Source organism: Mesobacterium hydrothermale (assembly GCF_035818635.1).
GTDB lineage: Bacteria > Pseudomonadota > Alphaproteobacteria > Rhodobacterales > Rhodobacteraceae > Mesobacterium_A > Mesobacterium_A hydrothermale.
This window is the reverse complement of record NZ_JAYLLH010000004.1, coordinates 136,869-159,435: the sequence shown is the minus strand read 5'-3', so window position 1 is coordinate 159,435 and position 22,567 is coordinate 136,869. Positions and strand designations below refer to the sequence as shown.

The window sequence follows — 22,567 nt, the reverse complement described above, 5'->3', positions numbered from 1 at the left end:
ATTGCGATGACCGGTGCGCTGCTTTTCGATCTGGACGGCACCATGCTGATCTCCGATCCCATTCACCAGACGGTGTTTCGCGACATGTTCGCGGAACGCGGGCGGTCGTTCGACGAAGACGACTACATGACGCTGTTCCATGGCAAGCATAACCTGGAAAGCTTTCCTGTGGTTTTTCCCGGCGAGGACGCGCAGGCGCTGTCCGAACAGAAAGAGGCGCTGTTCCGCGACCGGTTGACCAGCAATGTCCCCCCAATGCCGGGGCTGCATGCACTGCTGGATCAGGCCGCGGCGCAGGGCTGGCGCGTGGCTGTCGTCACCAACGCGCCGCGGGACAACGCCGTGGCCATGCTGGCCGCACTTGGCGTGACCGACCGGATCGACGCGCTGGTGATCGGCGAGGAATGCAGCGCCGCCAAGCCCGATCCGACCCCGTATCGTGTTGCGATGGACCGTCTTGGCGTTGCGCCCGACCGCGCCATTGCCTTCGAAGACAGCGCCAGCGGGATGCGCGCGGCGGCGGCCTCTGGCGCTTTTGCCGTCGGCATCCGGTCCGGCTGCGACGATGCCACGCTGCGGGCCGCCGGCGCGCAGATCACCCTTCAGGATTTCACAGACACCGCGCTGCCAGCCGTGCTGGCGCGCCTTCAGGGAGACATTTCATGACCCGAACCGTCATCGAGTCGAAAACCAAGACCGCCATCATCGGCTTTGACCAGCCGTTCTGCGTGATCGGCGAACGCATCAACCCCACCGGCCGCAAGAAGCTTGCGGCAGAGCTGGAGATGGGTGACTTTTCCACCGTCGAGGCTGACGCCATCGCACAGGTCGCCGCCGGGGCAACCGTGCTCGACATCAACTCGGGCGCCGTGTTTTCCAACAAGATGGCCGAGGACCCGCGCTATGCCGACAACAACTTTGTCGAACCGGGGCTGATGCGGGACCTTGTGACCCGCGTTCAGGCCATCGTGGATGTGCCGCTCTGCATCGACTCGTCGGTGCCCGGCGCGCTGGAAGCCGGTCTTGAGGCAGCCCAGGGCCGCCCGCTGCTGAACTCTGTCACCGGCGAGGAAGAGCGGCTGGAAATCGTTCTGCCGTTGGTCAAGAAATACAATGTTCCTGTTGTTGCAATTTCCAACGACGACACCGGGATTTCCGAAGACCCCGAAGTGCGTTTTGCCGTCGCCAAGAAGATCGTCGAACGCGCTGCCGATTACGGCATCCCGGCGCATGACATCGTGGTCGACCCGCTGGTCATGCCGATCGGAGCTATGGCAACTGCCGGGCAGCAGGTCTTTGCGCTTGTGCGTCGCCTGCGCGAAGAACTGGGCGTGAACACCACCTGCGGCGCATCGAACATTTCCTTCGGCCTTCCGAACCGTCACGGCATCAATAACGCGTTCCTGCCGATGGCGATCACCGCCGGGATGACCAGCGCGATCATGAACCCTGTCGCCCTGCCCATCGGCCCCAAGAAGATCGCCGAGAAGAAGGCCGCGATTGAAGCCGCCGGCATCATCCTGCCCGCCGACATGGACGATGAAACCTTTGTTCAGCTGTTCGGCATGGGGTCGACCAGGTCGCGCCCCGGCAAGGAAATGGAAGCCATCCGCGCCGCCAACATGCTGACCAACAACGACCCACATGGCGGGGCTTGGATCGCGTTCAACAAGGCGCCGGGCGAAGACACCGCCACCGGTGGCCGCCGGGGCGGACGCCGCCGCCGCGCCTGAGTTCGACCCGCCATTCGAGACCCGGAACGCCCGGAGGCTTCGCCCTCCGGGCGTTTTGATGACTCCAAGGTGCGACAATAAATTCCATTTTTTAAATATATGTAAGTTGACGGATCCCGGGCGGCAGGCTTCACTCGGACGCGGAGGGGCGCCGCAAACGCGGCGCAGGGGCAATCCCTTATGTAACCTTGTGGAGGAATTCCGTGACTATTTTCAAACTTGCGATCAGTGCTCTGGCCGTGTCCGCCTCGTTTGGCGCGACAGCGCTTCCCGTTCTTGCAGCGGGCCACGGCGCGGTGGGCGACGAGGTGATCGCAGAACAGCGTGCGGAACTGGCAAGCGCCACCCAGGGCAAGGGCTTCGGCCCGCAATCGCCGCGCGACATCGACGCCCCGTCCGGCATGAATCATCGCGCCTTCGGTTCGGCCCCGGCCTATGCCGAAATGAACCTGTGCAACATCCATTTCCATGAAAACGCCGAACACAAGGGCGGCGAATTTACCCATTACGCCGGCAATGGCGACGGTCACGGCTATGGCTCGGGGTATGAATACAACGGCACGCTCAATGCTGCCGAACTGTCCCCGTTGGACCACAAGGTCGGCGACAGCGAGCACGGCGACCTGGAACCGGGCGATACGATCGAAATCCATTTCGTCTATTCCACCGCGCAGGTGCAGCCCGGTGAGGGGCTGGGGTCCTGCGTGAGCGAGGCGATCGCCAACCCGCAGCTGCGGGTCGAAGCCGTGGTCGCGGTGCTGGTCAACGACCCGAAGGCCGCCAGCCTGACGGACATGGCCGCGGTGAAGACCGTGGAGGGGCTTTACCAGACCGGCTACCTGCCCGACGACCTTGGCCGCCCGGTGGTCTATGATGGCTCGACCACCGGCCCGACCTACAACGAGAAAGCCTCGCCCTTCCAGGTGACGTGGAGCGTGCGGCCGCAGGTTGTGAAGATGGATATCGCGTCCGTCGATGCCTGGCTGAAGGACAACCCGTTCAAGGAAGACCACGCCCATGGCGTGCGCAACCTGGTGATGAACCCCGATCTTCTGTCGCCCATCGTCGGCCAGTAAGCCAGCCGGGCGATCCATGGTGTGCGGCCCCGTGGGGCCGCACGCTTTGACAGCCGGTGTCCCGCCTTCGGCGGATCACCGGCGGATCGGGGGGCGCTGCCCCCCCTGGCGGCAAGCCGCCATTCACCCCGGGAGTATTTTCCAGAAAGATGAAAGCCCTATTTCGGGCAGGGAGCTTTGCACAGGGTTTCACAGGGAATGCCGTCATTGTCTCCATCGCTCCTTGCGCTGGCCGCACTGAAGCAGCTTGTAGCAGGCTTCCTCGCAGGAGCCGAGTTTCTTGCAACTGACATTGCGGCAATCGAAGTAGGCGGTCGACAGCACGGGCGTCTGCAGGCGCGGCACCGTCACGGGCTCGGCCACGACCGGTGCGGCAAGGGTGCACAGGGCAAGAAGGTGCGCGCGGGTCAGGGGCGCTCCTCTTTCCTGGCCGGTTTTGCCGCCACCGCCAGGTCGCGGGCGACGGCGAAGGCGCCCTTGATCCGGTCGGTATCGGATTTCCAGTCTCGGCGGATGACGATCTTGTTGTCCTTGATGCGGGCCAGTTCCCCCTGGCCGCGGATGAATTCGACCAGGCCCGCGGGGTTGGCGAACTTGTCGTTGTGGAACTGGATCGTCGCGCCGCGCGGCCCGCCGTCGAGCTTGGCGATGCCCGCGCGTTTGCACATCGCCTTGATCCGCACGATCAGCAACAGCGTGTTGACCTCTTTCGGCAGCTTGCCGAAACGGTCGATCAGTTCGGCGGCGAAACCTTCAAGTTCGACCTTGGTCGTCAGGTGCGACAGGCGGCGATAGAGGCCCAGGCGGACGTCGAGATCGGGCACGTAAGCCTCGGGAATCAGGACGGAAACGCCCAGGTTGATCTGCGGCGCCCATTGGCCGTCATCGTCCGACAGCCCTTCCATCTGGCCCGAGCGGATCTTGGCGATCGCCTCTTCCAGCATGGATTGGTAGAGCTCGTACCCCACGTCGCGCATCTGGCCGGACTGTTCTTCGCCCAGAAGGTTGCCCGCGCCGCGAATGTCGAGGTCCTGGCTGGCCAGGGTGAACCCCGCGCCCAGCGTGTCGATGCTGCCCAGCACGCGCAGGCGCTTTTCGGCGGCGGGGGTCAGCTTGGCGCGCGGTTTCGTGGTGAGATAGGCATAGGCGCGGGTCTTGGACCGGCCGACGCGGCCCCGGATCTGGTAAAGCTGCGCCAGGCCGAACATGTCGGCGCGGTGCACGACCATGGTGTTCGCGGTGGGGATGTCCAGGCCGGATTCGATGATGGTCGTGGCCAGAAGCACGTCGTATTTGCCGTCGTAGAAGGCGTTCATCTTGTCGTCGAGTTCCCCCGCCGGCATCTGGCCATGGGCGACGGTAAAGCTGACCTCGGGCACCTGGTCGCGCAGGAAGGCTTCGAGATCGGGCAGATCGGCGATGCGCGGCACAACGACAAAGCTTTGCCCGCCGCGATAGTGTTCGCGCAGCAGCGCTTCGCGGATGGTGACTGCGTCGAATTCGCTGACGTACGTGCGGATCGCAAGCCGGTCGACAGGCGGTGTGCCGATGATCGACAGGTCGCGCACGCCGGTGAGCGACAGTTGCAGCGTGCGCGGAATGGGCGTTGCGGTCAGGGTCAGCACGTGGATGTCCGAGCGCAGCTGTTTCAGCCGCTCCTTGTGGGACACGCCGAAATGCTGTTCCTCGTCGATGATCAGCAGGCCGAGGTTCTGGAACCGTATGCCCTTGGCCAGCAGCGCGTGGGTGCCGACGACGATATCCACCGTGCCCTTTGCCAGCCCGTCGCGCGTTTGCGCCGCCTCTTTCGCGGACACGAAGCGCGACAGGGATTTGACCTGCAAGGGGAAACCCCGGAAGCGGTCGGAAAAGCTCTTGTAATGCTGGCGGGCAAGCAGCGTGGTGGGCGCGATCACGGCCACCTGCAAGCCGGACATGGCGGCAATGAAGGCGGCGCGCATCGCCACCTCGGTCTTGCCAAAGCCCACGTCGCCACAGATCAGCCGGTCCATCGGCTGGCCCGAGTGCATGTCGGCGACCACGTCCTCGATCGCGCGCAGCTGGTCGTCGGTTTCCTGATACGGGAACCGGGCGGCAAAGGCATCCCACGCGCCGGGAGGCGGGTCGATAACGGGGGCCTTGCGCAAGGCACGTTCGGCGGCGATGCGGATCAGCTTGTCCGCCATCTCGCGGATGCGTTCCTTGAGCTTGGCTTTCTTGGCCTGCCACGCGCCGCCACCCAGCTTGTCGAGCAGACCTTCCTCGTGACCATAACGGCTGAGCAGTTCGATGTTTTCGACGGGCAGGTAGAGCTTGGCGTTCTCAGCGTATTCGATGTGCAGGCATTCATGCGCGGCACCAAGGGCCGTCACCACCTCGAGCCCGTGGTAGCGACCGATGCCGTGGTCGACGTGTACCACCAGATCGCCGGGCGACAGCGACTGTGCCTCGGTCAGGAAATTTTCGGCCTTGCGGCGCTTGCGCGGCTGACGGATCAACCGGTCCCCCAGCACGTCCTGTTCGGAAATCACTGTCAGGCGGCGGTCGCCCAGCGGTGCCTCGAACCCCTGTTCCAGCGACCAGACGGTCAGGTAAAGCCCCCGTTTACCGATGGCAGAGGCGTTCTGGACATGGATCGTTTCGGACAGGCCTTCGTCCTCGATCAACCCGGACAGGCGTTCGCGCGCGCCTTCGGAATAGCTGGCGATGACGACGGGACCATCCGAAAGTCGCGCCTGAACATGCTTCGCCAAAGCACCAAAAAGGCTGATGTTTTCCCGTTGTCTTTCGGGGGCAAAACTGCGCCCGATGCGCCCGCCCGCATCCACCACACCGGGGCCAGAGGCCTGGGGCAGCGGTTGGAACTGGACGAAACGGTGGTTGGCAACCGCGGCGTCCCAAGCGGCGTCATCCAGATAGAGCGCGTCGGGCTTGACCGGTTTGTAGACCGTATCCATCCGCCCCTTCTGCGTCATCGCAAGGCGGCGCGTTTCGTATTGATCGGCGATCGTGTCCCAGCGGCCCAGACGCGCGGGCGTGACCTGATCGTCCTGGCAGATCGTGGCATCGGGCAGATAGTCGAACAGGGTTTCCAGCCGGTCGTGGAAGAACGGCAACCAATGTTCCATGCCCTGATGCTTGCGGCCCGCGCTGACCGCTTCGTACAGCGGGTCGTCGGCGGTCTGGCCGAACTCGATGCGGTAATTCTGCCGGAACCGGGTGATCGCGGCCTCGTCCAGGATGACCTCGGACACCGGGGCCAGTTCGACCACGTCCAGCTTGTCGGTGGTGCGCTGGGTCACCGGATCGAAGCGCCGCGCGCCGTCCAGCACATCGCCAAAGAAATCCAGCCGCACCGGACCGCCGTCGCCCGGCGGATAGATGTCGATGATGCCGCCGCGAATGGCATAGTCGCCCGGCTCCATCACCGTGGGCGCCATGGAAAAGCCCATGCGGACCAGGAAGGCGCGCAGGTGATCCTCGTTCACACGGCGCCCGACCTCGGCCTTGAAGGCGGCCTCTTTCAGCACCTCCCGCGCCGGGACGCGCTGCATCGCCGCCGACAGCGTCGTCAACAGAATGAATCGGTCCGGCATGCCGTGAACCAACGCCGCCAGCGTCGCCATGCGCGTGGCGGAAATGTCGGCATTGGGCGACACCCGGTCATAAGGCAGGCAATCCCAGCCCGGGAACGCAAAGACCGGCATCGACGGATCGAAGAAGGTCAGCGCCTCGCGCATCTGCGCCAGCCGCTTGTCGTCGCGGGCGATGTGCACCACGGGGCCATTGGCAGCCTCGTCCAGCAGCAGGCGGGCGTCGTAACCTTCGGGCGCGCCGCCCTTCACGATATGGCGTTTGTCGGTCATGGGTCGTCAGATGGCGGCAAATCGCGCCAAGGTCAATTGACCAGAAGCCCATGGCTGAGGTTCTGGAACATGCCCCAAAGCGCGGTCACGAAGATTGACACCATACCGATGGCCTGGATCACGATGCGGTGCCGGGTCAAAAGCTTTGCCAACCCTTCGGGCTGCATTTGTTGTGCGCCGATCCGACGCGCGGTGCGGATCGACAGGCCAAAGACGATCGCCATCGGAAAGGCCAGCAGGAACACAGCCTGTGCAAATTCGACCTTGTAGGCAAAGCCCAGCACGCCGAGCATGGTCAGAATAAAGCTGATCGCGGCGATCAGGATCAGTCCCGACACTCCCGCGATATACAGAAGCCGGTTGCAGTTGATACGCACCATGTCGGCCAGATCGGCTTCGGCCTGCCCGCCCTGCCGGCGCGCCCGCGTGACCATGTCGAACGGCACCCCCATGACCCAATGGCTGGCCGAAGACCACATCACTGCAAGCGCGATCCAGAACCAAAGGTTCGAGAACGACCGCATGTCGATGACTTCAAAGACAATCGTCTGCCAGTCCAAAGTCGGGCCCTTTATCCTTCAAGGCAGAAACGCCGGTGACCCGGCATGGGAGAGGCATCTTGGGCGTCATGGCGACTACGCCCTTGAGATAGCCGTCATTCCATGCCACCCAAAGGCAGCGTTTACAAGGACAGATCCGCCATGACACCGCTTTCCGCCCCGTTTCCCGCCACCCGTTTCCGCCGCCTGCGCCGGTCGCCCGCGCTTCGCGACCTCGTTCGAGAAAACGAACTGTCACCCGCCGATTTCATCTGGCCGGTCTTCGTGCGTAACGGCGACGGCGTCGAAGAACCCATCGCTTCGATGCCAGGTGTGATGCGCCGGTCGGTCGACAAGGTGGTCGAAGCGGCAGAAGAGGCGTGGAACCTTGGCATCCCGGCGATCTGTCTGTTTCCCTACACCGACCCGTCGCTGAAAACCGAATGCTGTTCCGAGGCCTGGAACCCCGAAAACCTGTCGAACCGTGCCACCCGCGCGATTAAGGACGCCGTGCCGGATATCACGGTAATGACGGATGTGGCGCTCGACCCGTACAACATCAACGGCCACGATGGTTTCGTCGAGGATGGCGAAATCGTGAATGACCGCACGGTCGAGGCGCTGATCAAACAGGCGCTGAGCCAGGCCGACGCCGGGGCCGACATCATCGGCCCCAGCGACATGATGGACGGACGGATCGGCGCGCTGCGGGCAGCGCTGGAATCCGCGGGGCACAAGAACGTGGCCTTGCTGTCCTATGCCGCGAAATATGCCAGCGCGTTCTATGGACCGTTCCGCGATGCGGTGGGCGCGTCGGGCGCGCTGAAGGGGGACAAGAAGACCTACCAGATGGATCCGGCCAACACCGATGAAGCGATGCGGATGATCGCGCGCGACCTGACGGATGGCGCCGACATGGTGATGGTAAAACCCGGCATGCCCTATCTGGATGTGTGCCGTCGCGCCAAGGACATGTTTGGCGCCCCGACCTTCGCCTATCAGGTATCGGGCGAATACGCGATGCTGGCCGGGGCGGGTGAACGCGGCTGGGTCGATGGCGAAAAGGTCATGCTGGAAAGCCTGATGGCGTTCAAGCGCGCGGGCTGCGACGGCATCCTGACCTATTTTGCCCCGGCGGCGGCGGAAATCCTCGGCGGCTGAAACCCGCCCGCGGGTCACGTGCCGGGTGACAGGCCCGGCACGCGACGCTATAGTGACGCATAACCGGCGGTACAGCCGGACACAGGCACAGGCAAACAAAAGAGCATTCCCATGACACAGCTCTCCCGACGCGGAGTAATCCTTTCGCTTGGCGCGCTGCCGCTTGTCGCGGCCTGCGGCAACGGTATCGGCAGCAAAGGCCCGGAAACGATCGACGCACGCGTCGATGCCACGCTGGCCCAGCTTTTCTCGCAATACCCCAACACCACGCAGCTGCGCGACAAGTCCGCCGGCATGTTGGTGATGCCACTGGTGACCGAGGCCGGGCTGGGCCTTGGCGGTGCCTATGGCAAGGGCGCGCTGCGCGTGGGTGGGGTCACGGTGGATTTCTATTCGACCACCAAGGCCAGCGCGGGCTTGCAGATCGGCGTTCAGCAATATGCGCATGTGCTGTTCTTCATGACCGAAGACGCGCTGCTGAACTTCCGCCGTGCGCCTGGCTGGGCCGCGGGGGCGGATATGGAATATGCCATCCCGGAAGGTGGCGGCAGCCTTGCGGCCGAAACAACCACGTCCATGGCCCCGGTCATCGCCGTGGTCTTTGCCCAGGCTGGTCTGCGCGCAGGTGTGACGTTGGAAGGCGTGAAATACACCCGGATCATTCCCTGATCCGGTTTCCTGCCTTGGCACCGCAAGGATGGGCGTGAATATCCGCCCATCTTTGCTGAAGAGCCCTATTTCGCCTTGAACAACCCGCCGAGGATGCCGCGCACGATGCGGCGACCGGTGGTGCCGGTCAGTTCCTTCATCACCATGTCGCCCATCGCCTCGCCAAAGCTTTTGTCGCGGCTTGATTTCGTGCTGCGCACAGGCTTGGACGTGGATCGCCCGACCCGCGTCCCGGTATAGCGGCGCCCTGCGGAATAGTCCCTTTCCTGCGCGGCCTGCGTCTCTTCTTTCAGTTCAGCCTGTTCGGCGGCGGCGGCGGCTGTTTCAGCCCTCTGGCGCAGGATTTCATAGGCCGACCGCCGGTCGATCACCGTGTCGTATTTCCCGCCGATGGGCGAGGTGGCGATCAGGCCCGCGCGCTGGTCATCGGTGATCGGGCCAAGTTGCGAAGACGGCGGACGGATGAGCGTGCGTTGTGCCACGCCTGGAACGCCTTTCTTCTCCAGCATCGAGGTCACGGCCTCGCCCACGCCGACCTCTCGGATCGCGTCTTCGATGTTGAAATCGGGGTTCTCACGATAGGTTTCCGCGGCCAACCGCAGTGCCTTGCGATCGCGGGCGGTGAATGCACGGAGCGCATGCTGAACCCGGTTGCCCAGCTGGCCAAGGATGTCTTCGGGGATGTCATCGGGGTTCTGGGTGATGAAATAGACGCCCACTCCTTTCGAGCGGATCAGCCGCGCCACCTGTTCGACCTTGTCGATCAGCGCCTTGGGCGCATCATCGAACAGCAGATGCGCCTCGTCGAAGAAGAAAACCAGCTTGGGTTTGTCGGGGTCGCCGACCTCGGGGAGTTCCTCGAACAGTTCCGACAGCAGCCACAGTAGGAATGTCGCATAGAGCCGGGGCGCGGCCATCAGGCTGTCGGCTGTCAGAATATTGACCTGCCCCCTGCCCTGCGCATCGACCTGCATCATGTCGGCCAGGTCCAGCGCCGGTTCCCCGAACAGCCCCGCACCGCCCTGGTTTTCCAGCACCAGCAGCCGCCGCTGGATCGCGCCCACCGACTGGACCGAGATATTGCCATAGCGCAAAGACAGATCGGCCCGATTTTCACCGACCCAGACCAGCAGCGATTGCAGGTCTTTCAGGTCCAGCAACGGCATGCCGTCCTCGTCCGCCAGCCGGAAGGCGATGTTCAGGATGCCTTCCTGTGCCTCGGACAGTTCCAGCAGCCGCGACATCAGCAGCGGCCCCATCTCGGCCACGGTGGTGCGCACCGGGTGCCCCTTTTGCCCGAACAGGTCCCAGAACACCGTCGGAAAAGCCTGATAGCTGAAGTCGTCAAAGCCGATCTTCGCGGCACGGTCGGTAAAGGCACCGTGCAGCTTGAAGGTTTCGCTGCCCGGCTTTGCCAGCCCTGACAGGTCGCCCTTTACATCGGACAGGAACACGGGGACGCCCGCGTTGGCAAAGCCTTCGGCCAGGATCTGCAAGGTGACGGTCTTGCCCGTGCCGGTCGCGCCCGCGATCAGACCATGGCGGTTGGCATATTTCAGGTCGAGCCATTGCTTCTCGCCATAGTCCGCCCCGCCGCCCCCGACGAACACGCCGTTTTCCATGATCCAGCCTCCTTCAACTCAAACCGCTCGGGCTCACCATACTTGCTTAACCAATTGGTGCCAGTGTCAACGCTGTCCAAAACCCGATGTCCTCTGGGAATTGGACAGACTTCCTCCCTGTCAGACTGGCCGCGTCACAAGGCGCGGCCTTTTTTTGCTGAACAGGGAAAGTTTTGCCGCGCCGCAGCAAGAAATTTCATTCAAAATCAAGCGCCCAGAGGAAATTTAATTTCTCTGTTTCGCAGTTTTCTACAGCCAGACTTGGCATGAAAATTTTTTTTCTGCGAATGACCGTAACGGCAAAGAATCCCTGTTGACCGGTCGAAAATAGTTTCGTAGCGTCCCGTCAATAACAAAGTCGGCCAGTCCGACAGGGAGCGATAAATTTCAAAAAAGGGGGCGGTGACGTCCCCTTTTTCTTTTTCTTCTCAGCGTCTTGTACCCACTATTGGGTATATTCTGTCTGGCAGGTTATCGCCCATCTCACGAACCCGTGCGACGTTTTGGCCCTGACACCCGGCGATGTCCGTGTTAGGTGGCGAAGACATAGACGATAGCCTCTCAGGGAAGAATTTTACGATGACCAAACACCTGTTTGCCGCAACCGCCCTGGCTGCCCTTCTGGCAGCGGCACCGGGCATCGCGCAGGACGCCGCCCAGGCCCCCGCAGATCAGACCGAAGGGGGCGATGTGCAGCTTCTTGGCGAACTCGACACCGGCGAAAGTGTTCCCGCCGAAGGGGATGCCGCCGCGCCTGCGCCGCAGCAGGCGCAGAGCTATGTTCTGGAAACCAACGGTGACTGGCAGGTACAGTGCCTTCGGGTCCCTGAAGGCCAGACAGAACCCTGCCAGATGTACCAACTGCTGAAAGACGCCGAAGGCAACCCGGTGGCCGAAGCCAGCCTGTTCCGGCTGGAAGGCGGTGGTCAGGTCGTGGCCGGTGGCACCTTTGTTGTGCCGCTGGAAACGCTGCTGACCCAGCGCCTGACGATCCAGGTCGATAGCGGTCAGGCCAAACGCTATGACTACAGCTTTTGCACCCAGGGCGGCTGCTATGCGCGCGTCGGCTTTACGGCCGAAGACATTTCGCGCTTCAAGGCCGGCGCTGCGGCCAAGCTGACCTTGGTGCCCGCGCTGGCACCGGATCAGAAGGTCAGCGTGTCGATGTCGCTGAAGGGCTTTACCGCCAGCTTCGACAAGGTCACGCCGGTCAAGCAAGGCGGCTGACCGCGTCCGGGACCCTGGATTTCAAAACCCCGCCCGAACTGGCGGGGTTTTTTGTTGTCCGGTTGGGACACCGCGGGCCTACCGGCGGGTCTGTGCCTTGGCCAGCCCGTCCAGGACGGCCCGGGCTGCGCGCAGACCGGGCGCTTCGCCGCCACGGCCCAGCCGCTCCATCGTCAGAGCCATGGCATCGATCTGAGGCTGCGGTTCGGCCAACACCTGTTCCAGCGCCGGGGCAATGCGCTCGGGCAGACACGCCTGGCCGATGAATTCCGGCACCGCGCGGGTGTCCGACACGAGGTTGACCAACGTCACCGTATCCACGCGCAGCATCCGTCCGATGATCTGACGGCTAAGCCAGTTCATGTCGTAGGCAATCACCATCGGCGTGCCCGCCGCAGCCAGTTCCAACGACACGGTGCCCGAGGCTGCCAGCGCCACATCGGCCGCACGGAACACCGCCGCCTTGGTCCGGCGGGAAGCCTGTTCTTCGTCGTCGCGTGGGTCGATCAGGATCGGGCGCACAGGCCAGTCTGCCACCGACGCCTGCACCAGGTCCGCCACGGGCCGCGCTGCCACCACTCCAAAGCGCAGTTCCGGGCGCGCCTTGGACAGACCGCCCGCGACATCGCCGAACACCGGGGCAAGGCGGCTGACCTCGCTGCGGCGCGAGCCGGGCAGGATCAGGCAGAACGGAGCATCCCCCAGCCCCCGTGCGGCGCGAAACGCCTGCGCCTCTGCCTCGGTCGCCTGCGGGTCGGTCACCACCGGGTGCCCGACGAAATCGCAGCGCATCCCGGCGGCTTCCATATAGGGCGGCTCGAACGGCAGAAGCGCCAGTACCTGGTCGACATGCGCCGCCATCTTGGCCGCACGTCCCGGGCGCCAGGCCCAGACCGTGGGCGCAACATAATGCACGGTACGGATCGCGCTGGCCGCCTTGACCAGCCGCGCCACGCGGAGGGAAAACTCCGGCAGGTCGATGGTGATCAGCACGTCGGGTTTCTGGCGCACGACCTCTTCCGCCGTCTGACGGATCCGGGCCTTGAGCGCGCGGTATTCGCGCAGGATCTCGGTGATGCCCATGATCGAGATCTCTTCCATCGGGAACAGGCTTTGCAGCCCCTCGCCGATCATGCGTTCGCCGCCGATCCCGTCAAAGGTGACATCCGGCACCAGCTCTGTCAGCCCGGCCATCAGCGCCGCGCCCAGCTTGTCGCCCGAAGGTTCGCCCGCGATGATGAAAACGCGCATCAGACCGGCCTTTCCCGAACCCAGAGAAACAGCCCGGCAGCGTCGAGAATGTCCTGCACGACAGGCAGGTCCAGCACCATGACGCCGCCCGCCTCGATCACCAGGCCGGACAGGCCGGCGGCAACGGCGTTGCGCGCGGTGTCGGGGCCGATGGTGGGCAGGTCGGCGCGGCGGTCCTGATCGGGTTTGGGGGCCTTGTACAGCACGGCCCCGGCTTGCCCCTGCCCCACGATCAGCGCATCCGTCCCGGTTTCGGTCTCGGTCGCCAGCACGGCGCCGTGCCGCACCAGGCAGGCCTGGCCCAGATCCGCGCGCCCCATGGCCGCGATGGCCGCATCCCCTGCCCGGGCGTCTGCCTCTGCGCTGTCAGACAGGGGCGCGGCGGTCAGCACCCCCGCCGGCGGCAACAGGTCGGGCGCGGCCTCGTGCGCGGCCTCGACGGCAAAGCCACCGGCCTCGAACAGCGCGATGACAATGCGCAGCGCGCCGTCGTCACCCAGTTTCAGCGCCTTCAACATGCGCGGCAGCATCAACGCGGTGCGCCAGTCCAGCCGTTTCAGGGAAATGTCGGGCCGGTCGACCTTGCCACACAGGCAAATCCGGGTGACCCCCGCGCGTTTCAGACGGCGCAGCAGGCTGCCCAGGTGTTCGACGCGAAACGTGATGTCCGGCGTCAGCCCGTCCGGCGCATGACCGGCCAGCGCGCAGACCAGCGGCGGCACGTCCTGCGCCGCGGCCACCGCGCGGGGCAGCGCGCCGTTGCCGACGATCAGGGCCAGCATCCGGATCAGCCCGGCGTCAGGAACGACCGGTCGCTGTCGCCCAGGATGAAATCGGTGATCTGGCGGACATAGTCGCTGTCGGTTTCCGCCCCAAGCCGCTTGGCGCGCTCGTGGAAACTGCCTTCGCCCTGCGCCAGCATCTGGAACGCGGCCCGCAGCGCGGTGATATCGGCGCGCGACACGCCCTTTCGCTTGAGCCCGACAAGGTTCAGCCCGTCCAGCTGTCCGCGCGGTGCCTGCACCAGACCATAGGGGATCACGTCGTTGGTCACCATCGTGACCGCACCGATGATCGCCCCGCGCCCGATGCGCACCCATTGATGCACGCCCGACAGGCCGCCGACGATCACGTCATCCTCGATCACGCAATGCCCCGCCAGGGCCGAGTTGTTCACCAGGATCACCCGGTCGCCGATGATCACGTCATGGGCCACGTGGCAGCCCGCCATGAACAGCCCGTCATCGCCCACCTTGGTCAGCCCGCCGCCGCCCTCGGTGCCCGCGTTCATGGTGACATGTTCGCGGATGCGGTTGCGCTTGCCGATTTCCAGCCGGGTCTTTTCGCCCCGGAACTTCAGGTCCTGAGGTACCTCGCCGATGACGGCAAAGGGAAAGATCACCGTGTCGTCGCCGATCGTGGTGTTTCCGGTGATGACGACGTGGCTCTTGATCTCGACATTGGCGCCCAGCGTCACCTCGGGGCCGATGTGGCAGAACGGGCCGACATAGCAGCCCGGCCCGATTTTCGCGCCCTCTTCGACGATGGCGCCGGGGTGAATGGTCGGTCCGGTGGTCATGCCGCTGGCAGTTCCATCATGGCAGAGAATTCAGCCTCTGCCGCCATTTCACCGTTGACCGTGGCCTTGCCGGCAAATTTCCAGACCTTGCCGCCGGGCTTGCCGCGCAGGGTGGTCAGGTGCATTTCGAGCACGTCCCCGGGAATGACCTTGCGGCGGAACTTGCAGCCGTCGATTGCCATGAAATAGACCTTCATTTCCTTGTCGGCCATGTCCAGCGCGGTGCCCACCATGACAGCGGCGGTCTGCGCCATCGCTTCGACGATGGTGACGCCGGGCATGATCGGCATGCCGGGAAAATGCCCCTGGAAATGCGGTTCGTTCATCGTCACGTTCTTGATGCCACGGGCCGATTGGGTGCCGTCGATATCGACCACCTTGTCAACCAGCAGGAACGGATAGCGGTGCGGCAGGATGCGCTGGATCAACTGAATGTCGGCGCTCAAAAGCGTGTCGGTCATGGTTGGGTCCTTTCGGGTTTCGCCCTGCTCCTAGCAATCGGGCGCGGCTTGGGCAAGCGCACTACTCCTCCGGCGGGGTCAGATCGCTGCCGTCCCCCAGTGCGGCGTCGATCTTGGCGATGGCTTCGTCGGTGATGTCGATGGCATCCGACGCCAGAAAGACCCCGCGCCGTTCCAGGATGATCAGCGCGCCCGCATCGCGCATCAGGTCGCCCAAGACCGGCCGCGCGGCCAGAAGAAACCGCCGACGCGCTTCATCGCCGCGCTGGCCAAGCGCGCGTGCCTTGGCATCCTGTTCGCGGCGCAGTGTCTGGACCTTTTCATCGAACGCATCTGCGAGGGCGCGGAACTCTGTGGCCGGCAGCGTCGGGCGCTTGTCGGTCAGGGCCTTTTCCTCGTCGGTCAGCTCTGCCTCGATCCGGCGGTTTTCTGCAGCGATGTTTGCGCCTTCCGCCTCGACCTCGGCCGAGACCCGTTTGCCGAACGCGCTGTCACTGAAGAACCGGTCCGAGTCGATCATCAGGACCTGGCTTTGCAGAACCCCCTGCTGGAAATCCTGCGCTGAAAGCGGACCGCCGCCCATCGACAGACAGGCGGCGGTCAAGATTGCGGAAATCAGGCGTGTCACGTCAGAACTTGGTCGAAATGGTCAGATCGAACGTCTGTTCCTGATCGAAGCGCTCCTTGGTCAGCGCCTTGGTCCAGTTAAACCGCAGCGGGCCGATTGCCGTGTCCCAGAAGATCGACGCCCCGATCACGTGGCGCGGCGTGAAGTCCTCGTAGTAGACGGTGCCGGTGCTTGTGGTCGTGTTGTCCAGCCCCCAAAGCGAGCCGACGTCATAGAACACACCGCCAGAGATGCCGTACTCCTCGGGCACCGGCAGCGGGAATTCCGCTTCGAACCGGGCTACGGCGAAGTAATTGCCGCCAAGCGCGTCGTTATACGCTGCTCCGCCCGCGGTGGTCCCGATTTCACGGGGACCGATCCCGGCATAGTCGAAGCCACGCAACTTGGACGGGCCCAGCAAGAAGCGGTCAATGGCGCGGCCGCCGCCACCGGAATAATCCAGCGCGCCGCCTTCCAGCGTAGCCCGCAGCGTCACTTCCTCGTTCATGATCTTGGTTTGGGCAATCGCCCGAACCGAGGTGATCAGGAAATGCTCGTCGTTGTCGTCGATACCGAAATCCTGACCGAATTCCAGAAGCACACCCGAATTCGGATCAAGCCCGGTGCGACGGGTGTCGTAGCTGAAGCTGTAGCCCAAGGACTGTTGCCAGACCTTGCCAACAGCAACTTCGGCGGCGGTGATATCGCCAACGTCACCGGGATTCTTCATTTCCTTGAAGTCCGCAGTGTAGCGCAGGTTCAGACGCCCGCTTTCCGAAATCGGGAACGACAGCGACGGAGAGAACGTGCCCGTCGCGGTGTCATAGCCCACTGACAGGTTGTCGGTCTCGACATAGTTCAGCGCCAGCCCGAAGCCCACCTTGCGCCCAAGGAACGCCGGTTCGTAGAAATTGAACTTGTAGTTCTGGCTTTCCGACGCGGTGGTTACACCCAGCGTCAGTTGCTGGCCTCGGCCAAGGAAGTTGCGTTCGCTGAATTCGACCGTGATGCCGGTGCCGGTGGTCGACGAATAGGTCGCCCCAAAAGACAGCGACCCGGTCGGCTGTTCCTCGACATTGACGTCGACAACCACCTGCTGCGGGCTGGAGCCTTCACGGGCTTCGACCTGCGCATCCGCAAAGAAGCCAAGCGCGCGGATGCGTTCGGCGCTTTCGCGGATTTCGCGCGGGTTGAACGGATCGCCCTCGACGGTGCCGAACTGGCGGCGCACCACTTGGTCCAACGTCGTGGTATTGCCTTCGATATCGATGCGTTCGACAAAAACACGCGGCCCCTTGGTCAACAGCAGTTCGACATCCAGCGTCAGATCGCGATCGTTGCGGGTCACGCGGGGTTCGACCCGGATGAAATTCAAACCTTCGCGAATCGCCAACCGTTCCAGCCGCGCGATTTCATTTTCCACCAATGACGGGGAATAGACCTTGCCCGGGCGCACCTTGATGGCGCGCTGGAACAGATCCGTGTCGACTTCGGGCAGGTCCGAGGTCGCGGTGATCTCACCGAACTTGAACTGCTGTCCTTCCTCAACGTTGAAATTCACGAAATAGCCGTCGCGCTCTTCGGCCAGTTCCGCATTCACGCCGGTGATACGGAAATCGACGTAGCCCCGCGACGAATAGAAATCGCGCAGCACCTGTTTGTCGAACTCGATCCGGTCGGCAATGAAGGTATCGCTGCGGATCAGCGCGCGGAAAATACCAGCCTGTTTGGTCGCCAGTACGCGACGCAGACGGCTGTCGGAATAGGCCTTGTTGCCGGCAAAACCGATGCGCTCGACCTCGACCACGCCGCCTTCGAACACTTCGAAGATCAGGTCGACGCGGTTGTCGCTTCGGCGAATGACGCGCGGCTGCACCCGTGCGGACAAACGGCCCTGCTGGGCATAAGTCTCGGTAATCCGGGCGGCATCCTGCTCGGCCAGCGACGGGCTGAAGACGCGGCGCGACTGCGATTGCACGACCGCCGACAGGTCTTCGTCCTTGATCCGCTTGTTCCCTTCGAAACTGATGCGGTTCACGGTGGGGAACTCCACCACCTTGATCACAAGGCGCGATCCACGCGGTTCGATCTCGACAGATTCGAACAGGCCGGATGCAATGATACGCTGATAGGCATCGTTCAGCTCGGCAGCGCTGACACGCTGGCCACGGGCGATACCGGCATAGCTGAGAATGGTGCCCGGCTCGATCCGCTTGTTGCCTTCAATTGCAACAGTGTTGAAGCTGTAGGTCTGCGCCAACACCGGCGCAGGCAGGGTGGCAGCCCCGAGGCCCACTACGATGGCGGTTGCGCCGATCAGCGTCCGAACGCCTGCCTTGGACGAGAGCTTCTGCCCCCGGAATTTAATGGTCATTGCGCCAATCCAAAAGTGACATCCCTTGAGGATCGGTGGTATCCGCATCGGCTGCGCTTGTCAAAAGGCCGACGGGCCGGATGGGCAGGAAATCACCATTTGTGCCGGGCTCGCAACGGCCCGGTCGCGGTCACCGGATCAGAGCCACGTTCCAAGGTACGCACCCAGCCAAAGCGCGAAAAAAATGGTAAAGACGTAAAGCAGGCGATCCCAGTTCAGTTTGAACAGCAGGCGCAAGCCTCGGTATCCGCTCTGAATCGTTTGCATGGTGCGACTCTTCCCGTTCATGTTTCACGACCGGGTATAGAGGGCGAATATGGCCTGATTTTGACCCGAATTCACCGCTTTGGTGACGGTCCGTCGACAATTATCCGCAGAACAGGTCGCTTGTCGTTCCCAGCACCATCAATCCAAGGATCAGGGTAAGACCTATCGACATCAAGACCCGCAGCGCCATGTCGCTCGGCGGTCGCCGGGTCACCGCCTCGTAGGCGTAAAACACCAGGTGGCCGCCATCCAGCACGGGAATTGGAAACAAATTCAGCATCCCCACCGCCGTCGACAACACCGCGATGAACCAGATGAAGCTGGACGTGCCCTGGCTGGCCATCGCGCCAGACGTCTGGGCGATGCCGATCGGGCCGTTCAGGTTACAGGTGGAAATCGCACCGGTCACCATGTGCCACAGGCCCGAAAGTGACCCCGAGATGATGGCGCCAAGTTGCGCAAATGCTCCGGTGAACGCGGCAACAAAGCTTTGCGGGGCGGTTTGAGGTTCAAAGAACAACCCGCCCGCAATGCCGATGCGATAGACGGTTTCAAACGTGTTGTCGGGGCGCTGTTCGTCCGTGCGGCGCGGCGTCAGCGGAATGTCCAGCGTATCGCCGTCGCGCCAGATCGTCAGGTTCAGGGTCCGCCCTTCAGAGGCTTCGACCGCCACTTTCAGTTGGTCGAAGGCATAGATGTCTTGCCCATCGATCGCGGTGATCACATCGCCTGCCTTGATCCCGGCCTCGTAGGCGGCCGAACGTGGCACCACCTGCTGCACCAGGGGCGGATACGGATGCGGCCCGGCCACGACGGTTTCAGAGCCGTCACGCTCGACCGTGTAGCCCAGCAAAGGCTGGTACGGCAGGGTTTTCAGCAACGCCTCGAACTGGGTCGGATTGTCGAAGCTGGGCAGCGCCATGCCGTCGATCCCCAGCAGAACATCGCCAGGCTCCAGCTGTTGGGCGGCAGGCAGCGGGCGCAGGTCACCAACGGTCAGCGGTTCGGTCACCGTGCCACGCGCCATGAAAATGCCCGTGAAGATCACGATCGACATGATGAAGTTGAAGATCGGCCCCGCCGCAACCGTCGCCGTGCGTGCCCAAAGCGGGGCGCCGTGCATGGTGTGGCGCAGGTCTTCGGCGGTCATATGCGACATCGCGTCTTCATCCACACCGCCCGACGCGTTGGCATCGCCGGAGAATTTCACATAGCCGCCAAACGGCAAGGCCGCAATCTGCCAGCGGGTGCCCCGCTTGTCGACGCGGCTCCACAGCACCGGCCCGAATCCAAGCGAGAAGATATCGGCCTTGATCCCCGACCACCGGCCCACGATGTAGTGGCCGTATTCATGTACGGCGACGATGATCGACAGGGCGACGACAAAGAACAGAAGCGTCCAAAGCGCGCCTCCGAACTGCGGAATCAGGTTGGCAAAATCCACTCGTTTGACCTCTTACAGTGCGATGATCTCATCGGCCGTTTGTCTGGCCACATGGTCTGCTTCGGCGACGTTATCAAGGGTAATGTCGGCATGAATAAGGCCCGCATCCGCCGAAAGACGGGACAAAACGCGTTCAACAATCCGTGCCATGTCCAGAAAACCGATGCGCTTGTCGATAAACGCATCCAGCGCGCGCTCCTTGGCGGCGTTGAAAACAGCCCCTGAAAGACCGCCCGCCTGCATCACTTCGCGCGCAAGTCGCAGCGCGGGCCAGCGCGTTTCGCACGCGGGTCGGAAGCTGAGCGTGGCAACCTGCGCCAGGTCCAGCCGGTCCACGGGCAACGCGCGCCGCTCGGGATAGTGCAGGGCATAGCCAATCGCATGACGCATGTCCGGCGGGCCGACATGGGCCATCAGCCCGCCGTCGTTGAACCCCACGAGAGCGTGGATCAGGCTTTCAGGGTGCACCACGGTTTCGATTTGGTCCGGTCGCAAGCCAAAGAATTCCCGCGTCTCGATCAGTTCCAACGCCTTGTTGAACATCGACGCGGAATCGATGGTGATGCGCTGCCCCATGTCCCAGTTCGGATGGGTCGCCGCCTCTTCCGGCGTGGCATGTTCCAATGCCGACAGCGGCCAGTAGCGAAACGCCCCGCCACTGGCGGTGATGATCACCCGTTCGACCGACTCGATCTTCTCGCCGGTCAGGGCCTGGAAGACGGCCGAATGTTCGCTGTCCACCGGCAAAACCGCGCCGCCATGCGCCTTGGCTGTGGCCATGACCAGCGACCCGGCGCAGACCATGCTTTCCTTGTTGGCCAGCGCCAGCGCCGCGCCCTGTTCAAGCGCTTTCAGCCCAGGCGCCAGCCCTGCCGCACCGACAATGGCCGACATCACCCAATCGGCAGGCCGCTCCGCGGCCTCGATCAGCGCACCCTGCCCGGCCGCGGCCTCTACCCCGGTTCCGGCCAGCGCATCTTTCAACGCGGCAAAGCAGTCATCATGCGCGGTCACCGCCACTTCGGCCCCCAGCCGAACCGCATCTTCGGCAAGCTGCGCGATGTTGCGCCCGCCGGTCAGCGCAACAACCTGATAGGCGTCGCGATCGCGCGCGATCAGGTCGATCGTGTTCTGCCCAATAGAGCCGGTTGCACCGAAAATCGTGATCCGCCGCGTCATTGTATGGCCGTCTCGACCAACCCAAACACGAAAACCGCCACGCCCAGGACCAGCGAAGCCCCTATCAGCGCATCGAACCTGTCCAGCACCCCGCCATGGCCGGGGATCAGGTTCGAGCTATCCTTGACGCCGGTCTTGCGCTTGATCGCGCTTTCCGCGATATCGCCCAACTGCCCGGCAAAGCTCATGCCCACAGACACCAGGATCACCGTCAACGCCCCGCCGGGGATCAGCATCAGCCCGACGACGGCGGCCCCGATCCAGCCCGCCAGCGTCCCGCTCCAGGTCTTTTTAGGGCTGATTGCCGGCCAGAACTTCGGCCCGCCCAGGATACGCCCGGCGAAATAGCCCATGATATCCGACATCACGACCACCAGTACCAGCCACAGCGTCAGATTCAGATCAACCGCCCGCAGCATCAGCAGGAATACGCTGGCCAGAACGACAGCCACGGCATAGGCGGCTGTCGCCGGTTTCAACCGGCTCGCCGCCAGCGCCGCGACCAGGCCCAATACAAGGGCGACCCCCGCGTTCATCCAGAGGCCAAGATAAGGCGCACCGGCCAGCGCGCCCGCGCCCATTGCGCCCAGCCCGACCGCAACCGCGGGATTGCCTGGCGCGGTCATCCGCATCAATTCCCAGATCATCAAACCGGCGCAGGCTACGATCAACAGGTGAAAGGCCACGCCGCCCAGCCAGATCTCTCCCAGCCCGACCACGGCTATGGCAATGCCCGACAGCACGCGCGCACGCAGATCGCCCCAACGTCCCGCGCTCATGCCTTCACGCCCCCGTACCGGCGGTCGCGGGCGCCATAGCTCTCGATCAGCCGCGCGAATTCCGCCGCCGAGAAATCGGGCCACAGCGTGTCGATGAATTCGTACTCGGCATAGGCGGACTGCCACAGAAGAAAGTTGGAAATCCGCGCCTCGCCGCTGGTGCGGATCACAAGGTCCGGATCCGGCAGCACATAAGTATCAAGATAGCGTGGCAGCGTTTCCTCGTTCACGTCGGCCGGGTTCAGCTTGCCATCCGCCACGTCCTGCGCGAGCCGCTTGGTGGCCCGCGCCACCTCGTCCCGGCCTCCGTAGTTGATCGCGATCGTCAGGTTCACGCCAGTACAATCGGCGGTCATCAGTTCCAGTTCGTCCATCAGGCTGACCAGTTTGTCGTCCAGCCGGATCCGGTCGCCGATGAACCGCACCTGCACGTTTTCGGCCCGCAGCGCGCGCGCTTCCTTGGTGATGTAGCGGCGAAAAAGGCTCATCAGACCGGCCACTTCGACCTGGGTCCGCCTCCAGTTCTCGGTCGAGAAGGCAAAGATCGTCAGATATTTCACGCCCAGGTCCGGGCAGGCCTCGACGATCTCGCGCACGCGCTTGGCGCCGGCATGATGCCCGAACAGCCGCGGACGACCACGCTGCGTGGCCCAGCGGCCATTGCCATCCATGATGATGGCTACATGGCGCGGGCCACGCGTGTCGCGGATCGGTTTCACCATGGGGCGCTGCC

Annotated in this window: 21 protein-coding genes; 6 read left to right on the top strand and 15 right to left on the bottom strand. The window is 63.6% G+C overall.

The annotated features are described in order from the left end of the window. The first annotated feature begins 6 nt into the window (after nucleotides 1–6). The 3 genes from VK792_RS04725 to VK792_RS04715 all read left to right on the top strand — a co-directional run bounded on the left by VK792_RS04725 (nucleotide 7) and on the right by VK792_RS04715 (nucleotide 2,809). Complete coding sequence (locus VK792_RS04725; RefSeq protein WP_326296200.1) at nucleotides 7–666, top strand: HAD family hydrolase; 660 nt, start codon at nucleotides 7–9, stop codon at nucleotides 664–666. Then, the gene (locus VK792_RS04720) at nucleotides 663–1,733 is read left to right on the top strand and encodes a methyltetrahydrofolate cobalamin methyltransferase (RefSeq protein WP_326296199.1); all 1,071 of its coding nucleotides are present in this window, start codon (nucleotides 663–665) and stop codon (nucleotides 1,731–1,733) included. The genes VK792_RS04725 and VK792_RS04720 overlap by 4 nt, the downstream gene beginning before the upstream one ends. Before the next feature lie 203 nt (nucleotides 1,734–1,936). After that, nucleotides 1,937–2,809 carry a delta-class carbonic anhydrase gene (locus VK792_RS04715; RefSeq protein ID WP_326296198.1) on the top strand — a complete coding sequence of 291 codons (873 nt, stop codon included), beginning with the start codon at nucleotides 1,937–1,939 and terminating at the stop codon, nucleotides 2,807–2,809. Nucleotides 2,810–2,967: 158 nt separating this feature from the next. On the opposite strand, the gene VK792_RS19510 is transcribed toward VK792_RS04715, so the two are convergent. The 3 genes from VK792_RS19510 to VK792_RS04700 all read right to left on the bottom strand — a co-directional run bounded on the left by VK792_RS19510 (nucleotide 2,968) and on the right by VK792_RS04700 (nucleotide 7,235). Then, nucleotides 2,968–3,102 carry an excalibur calcium-binding domain-containing protein gene (locus tag VK792_RS19510; RefSeq protein ID WP_353962934.1) on the bottom strand — a complete coding sequence of 45 codons (135 nt, stop codon included), beginning with the start codon at nucleotides 3,100–3,102 and terminating at the stop codon, nucleotides 2,968–2,970. A gap of 114 nt (nucleotides 3,103–3,216) precedes the next feature. Further along, the gene (gene mfd / locus VK792_RS04705; protein WP_326296196.1) at nucleotides 3,217–6,675 is read right to left on the bottom strand and encodes a transcription-repair coupling factor; all 3,459 of its coding nucleotides are present in this window, start codon (nucleotides 6,673–6,675) and stop codon (nucleotides 3,217–3,219) included. 32 nt (nucleotides 6,676–6,707) lie between these two features. Beyond that, on the bottom strand, nucleotides 6,708–7,235 hold the full coding sequence (locus tag VK792_RS04700) for a component of SufBCD complex (protein ID WP_326296195.1): 528 nt from the start codon (nucleotides 7,233–7,235) through the stop codon (nucleotides 6,708–6,710). A 141-nt stretch (nucleotides 7,236–7,376) separates the two neighbouring features. Between VK792_RS04700 and hemB the strand changes: the two genes are divergently transcribed. Together hemB and VK792_RS04690 are read left to right on the top strand one after the other, a co-directional pair. Beyond that, nucleotides 7,377–8,375, top strand: a complete 999-nt coding sequence (gene hemB / locus VK792_RS04695; RefSeq protein ID WP_326296194.1) for a porphobilinogen synthase — start codon at nucleotides 7,377–7,379, stop codon at nucleotides 8,373–8,375. Nucleotides 8,376–8,486: 111 nt separating this feature from the next. After that, nucleotides 8,487–9,044, top strand: a complete 558-nt coding sequence (locus VK792_RS04690; protein ID WP_326296193.1) for a lipid-binding SYLF domain-containing protein — start codon at nucleotides 8,487–8,489, stop codon at nucleotides 9,042–9,044. A 65-nt stretch (nucleotides 9,045–9,109) separates the two neighbouring features. Here the strand turns inward: VK792_RS04690 and VK792_RS04685 are convergent, their stop codons facing one another. Next, entirely contained in the window at nucleotides 9,110–10,666 is a 1,557-nt protein-coding gene (locus VK792_RS04685) for a helicase HerA-like domain-containing protein (RefSeq protein WP_326296192.1), read from the bottom strand. 579 nt (nucleotides 10,667–11,245) lie between these two features. Here VK792_RS04685 and VK792_RS04680 point away from each other — a divergent pair. Next, nucleotides 11,246–11,893 carry an invasion associated locus B family protein gene (locus VK792_RS04680; RefSeq protein ID WP_326296191.1) on the top strand — a complete coding sequence of 216 codons (648 nt, stop codon included), beginning with the start codon at nucleotides 11,246–11,248 and terminating at the stop codon, nucleotides 11,891–11,893. Between the two features lie 78 nt (nucleotides 11,894–11,971). On the opposite strand, the gene lpxB is transcribed toward VK792_RS04680, so the two are convergent. The 11 genes from lpxB to uppS form a co-directional block, all read right to left on the bottom strand. Next, nucleotides 11,972–13,144, bottom strand: coding sequence for a lipid-A-disaccharide synthase (lpxB, locus tag VK792_RS04675; protein WP_326296190.1), 1,173 nt, complete (start codon nucleotides 13,142–13,144; stop codon nucleotides 11,972–11,974). After that, the gene (locus VK792_RS04670; RefSeq protein ID WP_326296189.1) at nucleotides 13,144–13,926 is read right to left on the bottom strand and encodes an LpxI family protein; all 783 of its coding nucleotides are present in this window, start codon (nucleotides 13,924–13,926) and stop codon (nucleotides 13,144–13,146) included. Before VK792_RS04670 ends, lpxB begins: the two co-directional genes overlap by 1 nt. Nucleotides 13,927–13,931: 5 nt before the next feature. Then, nucleotides 13,932–14,723, bottom strand: a complete 792-nt coding sequence (gene lpxA / locus VK792_RS04665; protein WP_326296188.1) for an acyl-ACP--UDP-N-acetylglucosamine O-acyltransferase — start codon at nucleotides 14,721–14,723, stop codon at nucleotides 13,932–13,934. After that, entirely contained in the window at nucleotides 14,720–15,184 is a 465-nt protein-coding gene (gene fabZ, locus VK792_RS04660; protein ID WP_326296187.1) for a 3-hydroxyacyl-ACP dehydratase FabZ, read from the bottom strand. Before fabZ ends, lpxA begins: the two co-directional genes overlap by 4 nt. A gap of 61 nt (nucleotides 15,185–15,245) precedes the next feature. Continuing rightward, nucleotides 15,246–15,812, bottom strand: coding sequence for an OmpH/Skp family outer membrane protein (locus VK792_RS04655; protein ID WP_326296186.1), 567 nt, complete (start codon nucleotides 15,810–15,812; stop codon nucleotides 15,246–15,248). 1 nt (nucleotide 15,813) lies between these two features. Continuing rightward, nucleotides 15,814–18,165: an outer membrane protein assembly factor BamA gene (gene bamA / locus VK792_RS04650; RefSeq protein ID WP_326296185.1), complete on the bottom strand. Its 2,352-nt coding sequence runs from the start codon at nucleotides 18,163–18,165 to the stop codon at nucleotides 15,814–15,816. Nucleotides 18,166–18,303: 138 nt separating this feature from the next. Next, nucleotides 18,304–18,432 carry a hypothetical protein gene (locus VK792_RS04645; RefSeq protein ID WP_326296184.1) on the bottom strand — a complete coding sequence of 43 codons (129 nt, stop codon included), beginning with the start codon at nucleotides 18,430–18,432 and terminating at the stop codon, nucleotides 18,304–18,306. A 100-nt stretch (nucleotides 18,433–18,532) separates the two neighbouring features. Next, nucleotides 18,533–19,876, bottom strand: coding sequence for an RIP metalloprotease RseP (gene rseP / locus VK792_RS04640; RefSeq protein WP_326296183.1), 1,344 nt, complete (start codon nucleotides 19,874–19,876; stop codon nucleotides 18,533–18,535). 12 nt (nucleotides 19,877–19,888) lie between these two features. Next, on the bottom strand, nucleotides 19,889–21,055 hold the full coding sequence (dxr, locus tag VK792_RS04635; protein ID WP_326296182.1) for a 1-deoxy-D-xylulose-5-phosphate reductoisomerase: 1,167 nt from the start codon (nucleotides 21,053–21,055) through the stop codon (nucleotides 19,889–19,891). Continuing rightward, nucleotides 21,052–21,834, bottom strand: coding sequence for a phosphatidate cytidylyltransferase (locus tag VK792_RS04630; protein ID WP_326296181.1), 783 nt, complete (start codon nucleotides 21,832–21,834; stop codon nucleotides 21,052–21,054). The genes dxr and VK792_RS04630 overlap by 4 nt, the downstream gene beginning before the upstream one ends. Further along, on the bottom strand, nucleotides 21,831–22,556 hold the full coding sequence (uppS, locus tag VK792_RS04625) for an undecaprenyl pyrophosphate synthase (RefSeq protein WP_326296180.1): 726 nt from the start codon (nucleotides 22,554–22,556) through the stop codon (nucleotides 21,831–21,833). The genes VK792_RS04630 and uppS overlap by 4 nt, the downstream gene beginning before the upstream one ends. Nucleotides 22,557–22,567 lie beyond the last annotated feature (11 nt).